The following is an 8159-nucleotide window of genomic DNA, read 5'->3' on the forward strand; positions in this document are numbered from 1 at the left end:
ATCGGTTTTATCGGCATCCTAATCTGCTCAAACCCGGTCCGGGGCAGATTAAGGTGCTTCATCCGGAACAGGTCTGGGTGCAGATATTACTTATCTGCCACTGCGCACCGGAACAGCTAATCTGAGTCTTGTCACCGATGCCTGCTCAAGAAAGATCGTGGGTTTTTATGTTGGTGAAAATCTGCAGACAGAAAATGTGATCAGGGCTTACAGACAGGTATTAAGGAAAAGGAAAACCAAAGAGCCACTCATACATCACTCTGACAGAGGAATACAATACTGTTCAACACGTTATCAGTCTCTGCATCAGAGAAATGGTATTACCTGTTCCATGACTGACGGTTATGACTGCTATCAAAATGCACTGGCAGAGCGAATAAACGGGATATTGAAAAACGAATTTTTGCTAAGTCGTCCGGCAGACCTTGCGCAAGCACGGATCATGGTAGAAGGATCTGTGGCGATCTATAACCATGAGAGGCCACATCAATCCCTAAAATACAAAACGCCCGATGAAGTTCATCAGGCGTTTTACAGTCAGAAAACTGTCAATCTATATCAGGACTAGTCAGTGTCGCTTACATGGAGTAAGACAGCAGTACCGTGGTTTTGGTATCGGTACGGTCTGGTGCTGATGACGGTGGATTGTTGTTCCACGTCACATCATAGGCCAGTTTCAGAGAGAAGCGAGAGTTGATTGCTACCTGCAGTCCGGTTTCGGAGTTCAGCGTGGTATCGTCTCCCAGGGTGCTCAGCACGGAAACGCCCTGAATGAATTTGGTGGTATCAGTCAACTGCCACTGATAGCTCAGTGCACCGTAGGCCAGCGCCTTAGTTTTATGACCGCCACCTTCGTAGTCATCATAACGTACACCCGGGCCGATCTCCGCGCGCAGAGAGTGAACTGGGCCGTTCAGGATCTGACGACCGTAACCAGCGGTGAGGGTGTCACGGCTTGAATAGCCATTAAAACGGTCACTCAGCCAGCTGGCCTGACCAAACAGGTAATCACTGCTGTTAAGATTGTAACGGGAACGGCCACCAACGCTGTAAGTCTCAGAAGAGCGTTCATTATCGGAAGACGTATTCGACGCATTGCCCCACAGGCTGTAAGCCATTGAAGACTGATACCAGGTCATATTGGTCTGAGCAGTCAGAGAGGAGTTATTGGTGTTACCACTTTGCGCCAGATAACCACCGGATGCCGTCCCGACAAACGGGGATTTCGCCGTTGATGGGTCATCCATAGAGGTGAAGATGGAGTTATCTGCGAACGCCTGCTGGGCGAAAACACCTGCACCAAGCAGTAATGCAACTGAAATTTTATTTAAGGGTTTCATGAAAAGGACCTGTACCGACGACGTTGTTAAGAGCTAAGACTGTAAACTTTTGCATAGCTCTGTATGCTGGTTACCTACCAAGGGTAAAAAAGCATTACAGCGCATTCCCTGTCAAAAAAAAAATGACAGTCCGTAGCGTTATTCAGATCTATCTGAGTAACGTCGGGTATCTTAAGGCTGAAAAAAAAAATAGAAAGAAAAATTACATAAAATCGCGGGCAGATTGTTTCAAAGAATGTCCCCAGTTAAGTTTTAGTAAAAGCAGGGTGTACGGACCCTTAACTCGGGGTCTTCCATGCTGTCATCACTCGGGATAGTGATGTGTATCGCCCTCAACGTCTCAAATAACGTTTACACTTACCTTACAGCATGAACACAAAGGAGTAAGGTATGTGGTCAGCCATTGAGCAATTGTTAGTCGCACAACATCCAGATTTTGAGGGGATTTCACACTATCACCAGTGCCATGGCGGAGAGGTCAACCAAGCTTGGCAACTGGTCAGTGGCGAACAACACTATTTTGTGAAGTCCAATGATCGGGAAATGCTGCCGCAGTTTAACCAAGAAGCGGATGAACTCGCCTTACTGGCGCGTACCGGTTGTGTCAGAGTCCCGAAGGTGTTCGGGACCGGTACCTCACGCCATCACAGCTTTCTGGTACTGGAATACCTGCCCCCCGCCCCACTTTCAGCTGACTCTGCCGCGCAGTTGGGCCGCCAATTAGCACGGCTGCATCGTTGGAGTGAACAACCCCGCTTCGGTCTTGATGAAGACCATGCAGTTACCTCTTCTTTGCAACCCAATAACTGGCAGACCCGTTGGTCATGCTTTTTTTCAGAACAACGCATTGGCTGGCAGTTGCAGATTGCCGCAGAAAAGGGCCTGCATTTCGGGGATAACGAAGCAATCATTGCCTGCGTGGCACGCATTTTGGAAACCCATCACCCACAGCCATCACTACTCCACGGAGACCTTTGGCCGGGACATTGTGCAGTGTCACACAATCAACCGTGGATCTTTAATCCAGCCTGTTATTGGGGTGATCGGGAATGCGATTTGGCACTGTGGCAGCCAGAAAATGCCCTGACAGCACCGCTAATGGACGCGTATCAACGGGAATACCCACTACCGGAAGATTATCGTCAACGCCAGCCGGCTTACCAGCTCTATTACCTGCTTAACCGTGCCTGTGCGTTTGGCGAACATTGGCGGGAGGAGGCACAGCAAACCATCACTGGCCTACTGTGCCAACAGTAATGACGACTCAGAAGAAACCGGCGAGACGCAGGACAAAATAGCCAATAACGAGAACCACTATCGGCAAGATATACAGCTGAAATACTTGGCGGAAAATCGGATGATTATGGGTCCGTAATTTATCAATCAGTTGCTGGCGGGTAAGACCACCATCCTCTTTGACGCTTTCCAATATCAACTGGTCCTCTATACTCTCTTTGAGGAAACGTGACTGACGCCACATCCTATCTCCGGAGGCTTGTAAGGCCAGGCCAATAAAGATCAGCGCATAGATACACCAAAACAGCACATTAGCCTGTAAGCCGAAGTCGGGCACTGGCGAATTTTGCCAGAAAAAATTCAGAAACGGGGTATTAAACTTGACCATATTGATCATCACATGGACGAAATCGGTCAATACCGCATCGATCCCCGGCTGTTTATCACTGTTGATAAACAGATAATTCATCATCGATATTGCCGTGGATAACACTGACGGAATAAACAGTATCCAGCCTAGAATTTTCTTTCCAATGGCGAGTTTGCCGGCTTGCTGGTAATTCATACTCTCTCCTGATACCTGTTTTATGCTACAAGTTTACCCGTAACAGAGGGCTTTTTCCCCTTCTAATACATTGAAAATTGTTATTTGTCATCAAATGGTCAGCTTTGTGCTCGTAACCTGTATAATTGACAGAGATAGTAATCTTCTATTCACCCCTCAGGGAGGTTTTTTATGGCTTATCACCGGCCAATAAAAGCAGCAATCTTTGATATGGATGGTCTGCTGATTGATTCAGAGCCCTTTTGGCATCAAGCAGAACTGGAGGTCTTCTCCTCCGCCGGTATCGATATTAGCCTGCGTGACAGTCTGCCCGAAACCACTGGACTGCGTATCGACCAAGTCGTCAGACTATGGTTTGAGGCCGGCAATATCCATCATCTTTCACAGCAAGCCGTGACAGAACAAATTTTTCAGTTGGTGGGTGAGAAAATCCGCCAGCAAAAGCCTTTGATGCCCGGTGTGCGCGCAGCCCTGGAACTGTGCCGCAGTTGTGGGCTACGTATCGGTTTGGCCTCAGCCTCACCGCTAGCGCTGATCACCCAAGTGCTGGAGATGTTTTCCCTAAGTCATTACTTTGAGGTCATCTGCTCGGCCGGGGAATTGCCTTACAGTAAACCCCATCCACAGGTCTACCTGAATGCCGCACAAGGGCTGGACACTGATCCACTTGATTGTGTGGCGCTGGAAGATTCGCTGAACGGGATGATTGCTGCCAAGGCCGCCAGAATGCGCACCTTGGTAGTTCCTGCCGCCTTTGAGGCTGACTTGCCGGTGTGGAGCCTTGCCCATGCCAGACTTAACTCTCTCAACGAACTCACCGCAGACTTGTTGGGCTGTCCTCAGTGAGGCCAAGGCGGAGAGCCCCCCTCCGCCTATTTTCCTTTCCTGATCCTGTTTATCATTTGTTACAGCGTCACAACTATCCTTTTGCTGTATAAATATCTATACTGTATGTATTGACAGTTTTAGGTAGTGTTAGGACATATCATGACGGCCGAAGGCCATATTCTTTTCGCGATCGCCAGTGCCATCGTTGCCAAACGCAGCGATCTGACACCGGTGATTGCTCACGCTGACTGGTGGCATTTATTGCCGGCAACCCTACTGACCTGCCTGCTACCAGATATCGACCATCCTTCTTCGTTGCTCGGCCAGCGACTGCGCTGGATATCGGTACCGATTTCTCGGCTATGCGGCCACCGGGGGTTTACCCATAGCCTGATTGCCATCGTGGCCGGAGTCTGGTTGCTGCAGGTTAAAATGCCAACAGAATTATGGTTGCCTGCCGATGTGATGCAGGGAATGGTGTTAGGTTATCTAAGCCATATCGTCGCGGATATGCTGACCCCCGCGGGTGTCCCGTTGCTATGGCCCTGCCGCTGGCGTTTCCGGTTACCGCTGCTCTATCCTCGTAAAAATAACCAACTTGAACGTTGGTTCTGTATTACTCTGGTGATGTTTGCAGTATTTTTACCGAGCCAATTGACCCGCCAGGTGGTAAACGCCACCAGTAAGCAGATCTCTTCTACCGCCATTGATTGGCAGCGCCAATTAGGTGGCGCACTACACTGACAAGCTAAGGCTCACCTTTCCTCACAGGCCGTTAAGATAGCGTTAAGCTGTGTAATAGAAGGAAAATTCGGACAGGTTCAGCTTGTGTTTTTTACGGGCAGAGATGATGCTTGATACAGAATTTTTCGGAGAAGAAGTATGAAAAAGCTAATCGGTTCTCTGTTGGTCATCTCTCTACTTTCCCCAGGACTAGCATTGGCTCATCCCGGATGGGGCGGACCCGGACCAGGCGGTGGTCCCGGATGGGGCGGACCCGGACCAGGCTGGGGCGGTGGCTTTCTGCCTGATCTGGCAACCGGCGTGATCATCGGTGGCCTCACTTATTATCTGCTGAATGGCAATTACTATCAGCGCCAGGGTGATCAATATGTGATAGTCAATCCACCAGTGGAGAGTGAGCCCCACCATCTGCAGGTACTGGACTATAACGGCAAGCGTTACTATGTCCAAGAGGGGCACTATTACCAACGAGACATTAACGGCGACTATAACGAGGTTCCTCGTCCGCCGGGATTATAACTCCACTCACAGGCCGGCAATGTCCGGCCTATTGCCCTTCCGTCTGTCCCCTTTTCTTGCCATCGAATTCCACTGTCCACCGCTTGCGCGACGACTCCTGCGGGTTAAGGCCGGAACTCAATAAAAAACCCAGCCTAAGCTGGGTTTGAAAACAGAGCAAGCTCCCTTACTGCATCACAAGCTGCCTTACTGCATCAGTGGTGCCTGAGGGTCGGTGTCATATTCGGTACAGGTCTGGAAACCGTAATTCATAACACGATTACTGTCGTTATAGCTGACAAAATAGGTCAGCGGTTTACCGTCATTGTGACCAATAATATAGGTCTCGCAGACGCCTTTAGCATGGATCATAGTGATCACTGAGGCTGGTGAGCCTGCTTTCTGATGAACTTGATCGCGAGTCATGCCTTTGTGCACATCTTTCACAACGGGTTGAGTGACAAAGCTTTCAGCCTGATGGTAGGTGGTACAGCCTGATAGAAATGCGGCGATAACACCCGCCAGCAGCAGTCCAGTCATTTTTTTCATTATCTGCCTCACTGTATAGTGGTAAACCTTTAATAAAGGACGCGATTGCAACTGACATTTTAAAGTGTAATCGCTAATCACGATAAAACAAATGCTTAGCATAGACGGATGATTGACAAACCGATATTCTGCTGTCTCTTAAAAAATACTATGCCCGCACCTTTCGCGTGGTAAGGCAACTCCGAGACAACCCTATGTGCTAGGCTGTCCGCAAGTGATTATATCCAGAGGAAAAATGTCCAATACCCCTCCGCACCGAATTTCATTTATTATCATTCTGGGCTTACTGGCAGGTCTCGGCCCGCTGTGTATCGACCTCTATCTTCCGGCCCTGCCGCAACTGGCTGGCGAGCTAAATATCCCCACCGCCAGTGCACAGTTAAGCTTGACCGCCGGGCTACTCGGCCTAGGTGTCGGACAGCTGCTGTTCGGCCCAATGAGTGATAAATATGGCCGTAAACTGCCGCTGGCTCTCTCTCTCACTGTACTATTACTAGCCTCTATCGCCTGTTCTATGGCCCATAGTCTGGATCAGTTGCTGATTTCCCGTCTGTTTCAAGGCCTGGGCGGTGCCGGGGGGGCCGTGCTGTCGCGGGCAATGGCCCGTGATATGTACAGCGGCCATGAACTGACCCGCTTTTTTGCCATGCTGATGCTGGTAAACGGTGTCGCTCCGATTGCTGCACCGGTGATGGGCGGCGCATTAATGAACGTCACTGACTGGCGGGGGATCTTCTTGGTGCTGGGAGGGATTGCCGTAGTGCTATTTGTCCTGTCTCGTTTGCGTATTGATGAAAGTCTGCCTCACGAACGGCGCAGTCAGGGGTCTCTGCTTTCGGCATGGGCTGGACTGGGTAAAGTGATCTGTTATCGTCCGTTTATGGGCTTTTGCCTGACTCAGGGCTTTATGATGGCCGGGATGTTTGCCTATATCGGTGCGTCTCCGTTTGTTTTGCAGCAGATTTATGGCATGTCCCCACAAGCCTTCAGTCTCTGTTTCGCACTGAATGGACTAGGGCTGATTATTGCTTCCCAGACCAGCGCTCGGCTGAGTCCCCGTTTCGGCGAATATTCGGTACTGAAAGGTGGCCTAACACTGGCCTTCGTCGCCTCTTCTGCACTATTACTGTCTGGGATTTTTCACGCACCGCTACCGCTGACCCTGCTGGCCCTGTTCTTTAGTATTGCCAGCAATGCAGTGATTTCGACCACGGCCTCGTCACTGGCGATGCAGAGTCAAGGCAAACGTGCAGGATCCGCCTCTGCAGTAATTGGTGTGACCATGTTTACCTTAGGGTCACTGAGCATTCCGGTGACTGGCCTGGGGGGCACCTCGGTGCTGAGTATGACTGCCACCATTTTCGGCTGCTTTATGCTGGCGATCCTGATGTTTATTTTTGTGGCGAAAAAGCCTGCTGAGACGCATCATTGATACTACTGTGCCCTGCACTCTATGGGACTGATTTTGATACCACGGCCGCTGGCCATGACTGAACTGAGGATACCTGTATGTCTTTACAACAAGAGATTATCCGCACATTGGGTGTGAAACCAGTGATTGATGTTCAACAGGAGATCCGCACCAGCGTGGACTTTCTGAAAAGCTACCTGCAAGCCAGCCCAGCCCTAAGAACTCTGGTTCTGGGGATCAGTGGAGGCCAAGATTCCACCCTGACCGGTAAGCTGTGTCAAATGGCCATTAGCGAACTACGCCAGGAAACCGATGAACAGGATTACTGTTTTATCGCCGTCCGCCTGCCCTATGGTCAACAGGCCGATGAGCAGGATTGCCAAGATGCATTGGCGTTTATCTCGCCAGACCGCAGTTTAACGGTCAATATCAAATCGGCAGTATTGGCCAGTGAGCAAGCCTTGAAAGACGCTGGTATTGAGTTATCTGACTTTGTGCGGGGCAATGAAAAAGCCCGTGAACGGATGAAAGCCCAATACAGTATCGCCGGAATGACCCGCGGAGTGGTGGTCGGCACAGACCATGCGGCGGAAGCGGTGACTGGGTTCTTTACCAAATACGGGGATGGCGGCAGTGATATCAATCCACTGTTCCGTTTGAATAAAGGTCAGGGTAAACAATTACTGAAATATCTGGGTTGTCCTGAGCATCTCTACTTAAAACATCCCACCGCTGACCTTGAAGACGGCCGACCTGGATTACAGGATGAAGTTGCGTTGGGAGTGACCTACGCACAGATTGATGCCTACTTGGAGGGAAAAACCATCGATGCTGCAGCGGCGAAAACCATCGAAGGCTGGTACCTCAAAACCGAGCACAAACGCCAGCCCCCAGTGACGGTATTTGACGATTTTTGGAAACAACCAAAATAAGTAAAACCGCCGGTCAGACTGACGCGAACGCTCATCAGCCTGACCGGCGGTTTCAA

At 50.1% G+C, this 8159-nt stretch carries 9 protein-coding genes and 1 pseudogene; 7 read left to right on the forward strand and 3 right to left on the reverse strand.

From position 1 onward, the window contains the following. Nucleotides 1–568 (forward strand): annotated as a pseudogene (locus tag DW47_RS16320) (IS3 family transposase); the annotation flags it as partial. Nucleotides 569–578: 10 nt separating this feature from the next. Here DW47_RS16320 and DW47_RS0108165 read toward each other — a convergent pair. Further along, nucleotides 579–1340, reverse strand: coding sequence for a DUF481 domain-containing protein (locus DW47_RS0108165; protein ID WP_029685909.1), 762 nt, complete (start codon nucleotides 1338–1340; stop codon nucleotides 579–581). 390 nt (nucleotides 1341–1730) lie between these two features. Here DW47_RS0108165 and DW47_RS0108170 point away from each other — a divergent pair, with 390 nt between their 5' ends. Then, complete coding sequence (locus tag DW47_RS0108170; RefSeq protein WP_029685910.1) at nucleotides 1731–2597, forward strand: fructosamine kinase family protein; 867 nt, start codon at nucleotides 1731–1733, stop codon at nucleotides 2595–2597. A gap of 7 nt (nucleotides 2598–2604) precedes the next feature. Here DW47_RS0108170 and DW47_RS0108175 read toward each other — a convergent pair whose 3' ends face one another. Then, the gene (locus tag DW47_RS0108175; protein WP_029685911.1) at nucleotides 2605–3141 is read right to left on the reverse strand and encodes a YniB family protein; all 537 of its coding nucleotides are present in this window, start codon (nucleotides 3139–3141) and stop codon (nucleotides 2605–2607) included. A 171-nt stretch (nucleotides 3142–3312) separates the two neighbouring features. Here DW47_RS0108175 and hxpB point away from each other — a divergent pair, with 171 nt between their 5' ends. From hxpB to DW47_RS0108190, 3 genes are all read left to right on the forward strand, one after another. Continuing rightward, the gene (hxpB, locus tag DW47_RS0108180) at nucleotides 3313–3987 is read left to right on the forward strand and encodes a hexitol phosphatase HxpB (protein WP_029685912.1); all 675 of its coding nucleotides are present in this window, start codon (nucleotides 3313–3315) and stop codon (nucleotides 3985–3987) included. A gap of 141 nt (nucleotides 3988–4128) precedes the next feature. Beyond that, entirely contained in the window at nucleotides 4129–4713 is a 585-nt protein-coding gene (locus DW47_RS0108185; RefSeq protein WP_038027388.1) for a metal-dependent hydrolase, read from the forward strand. A gap of 138 nt (nucleotides 4714–4851) precedes the next feature. Continuing rightward, nucleotides 4852–5232 carry a DUF6515 family protein gene (locus DW47_RS0108190; protein ID WP_029685914.1) on the forward strand — a complete coding sequence of 127 codons (381 nt, stop codon included), beginning with the start codon at nucleotides 4852–4854 and terminating at the stop codon, nucleotides 5230–5232. Between the two features lie 186 nt (nucleotides 5233–5418). On the opposite strand, the gene osmE is transcribed toward DW47_RS0108190, so the two are convergent. Beyond that, entirely contained in the window at nucleotides 5419–5760 is a 342-nt protein-coding gene (gene osmE, locus DW47_RS0108195) for an osmotically-inducible lipoprotein OsmE (RefSeq protein WP_029685915.1), read from the reverse strand. Nucleotides 5761–5995: 235 nt separating this feature from the next. Between osmE and DW47_RS0108200 the strand changes: the two genes are divergently transcribed. Then, nucleotides 5996–7192: a multidrug effflux MFS transporter gene (locus DW47_RS0108200; RefSeq protein WP_029685916.1), complete on the forward strand. Its 1197-nt coding sequence runs from the start codon at nucleotides 5996–5998 to the stop codon at nucleotides 7190–7192. A 77-nt stretch (nucleotides 7193–7269) separates the two neighbouring features. Next, nucleotides 7270–8103 carry an ammonia-dependent NAD(+) synthetase gene (nadE, locus tag DW47_RS0108205; protein WP_029685917.1) on the forward strand — a complete coding sequence of 278 codons (834 nt, stop codon included), beginning with the start codon at nucleotides 7270–7272 and terminating at the stop codon, nucleotides 8101–8103. Nucleotides 8104–8159 lie beyond the last annotated feature (56 nt).

This window comes from Tatumella saanichensis (genome assembly GCF_000439375.1).
GTDB classification, from domain to species: domain Bacteria; phylum Pseudomonadota; class Gammaproteobacteria; order Enterobacterales; family Enterobacteriaceae; genus Tatumella; species Tatumella saanichensis.

What these genes read in the sequence shown, in the direction of transcription:
- DW47_RS0108165 (WP_029685909.1), bottom strand. Translation starts at nt 1,340, where the DNA reads ATGAAACCCTTAAATAAAATTTCAGTTGCATTACTGCTTGGTGCAGGT.
- DW47_RS0108170 (WP_029685910.1), top strand. Translation starts at nt 1,731, where the DNA reads ATGTGGTCAGCCATTGAGCAATTGTTAGTCGCACAACATCCAGATTTT.
- DW47_RS0108175 (WP_029685911.1), bottom strand. Translation starts at nt 3,141, where the DNA reads ATGAATTACCAGCAAGCCGGCAAACTCGCCATTGGAAAGAAAATTCTA.
- hxpB (WP_029685912.1), top strand. Translation starts at nt 3,313, where the DNA reads ATGGCTTATCACCGGCCAATAAAAGCAGCAATCTTTGATATGGATGGT.
- DW47_RS0108185 (WP_038027388.1), top strand. Translation starts at nt 4,129, where the DNA reads ATGACGGCCGAAGGCCATATTCTTTTCGCGATCGCCAGTGCCATCGTT.
- DW47_RS0108190 (WP_029685914.1), top strand. Translation starts at nt 4,852, where the DNA reads ATGAAAAAGCTAATCGGTTCTCTGTTGGTCATCTCTCTACTTTCCCCA.
- osmE (WP_029685915.1), bottom strand. Translation starts at nt 5,760, where the DNA reads ATGAAAAAAATGACTGGACTGCTGCTGGCGGGTGTTATCGCCGCATTT.
- DW47_RS0108200 (WP_029685916.1), top strand. Translation starts at nt 5,996, where the DNA reads ATGTCCAATACCCCTCCGCACCGAATTTCATTTATTATCATTCTGGGC.
- nadE (WP_029685917.1), top strand. Translation starts at nt 7,270, where the DNA reads ATGTCTTTACAACAAGAGATTATCCGCACATTGGGTGTGAAACCAGTG.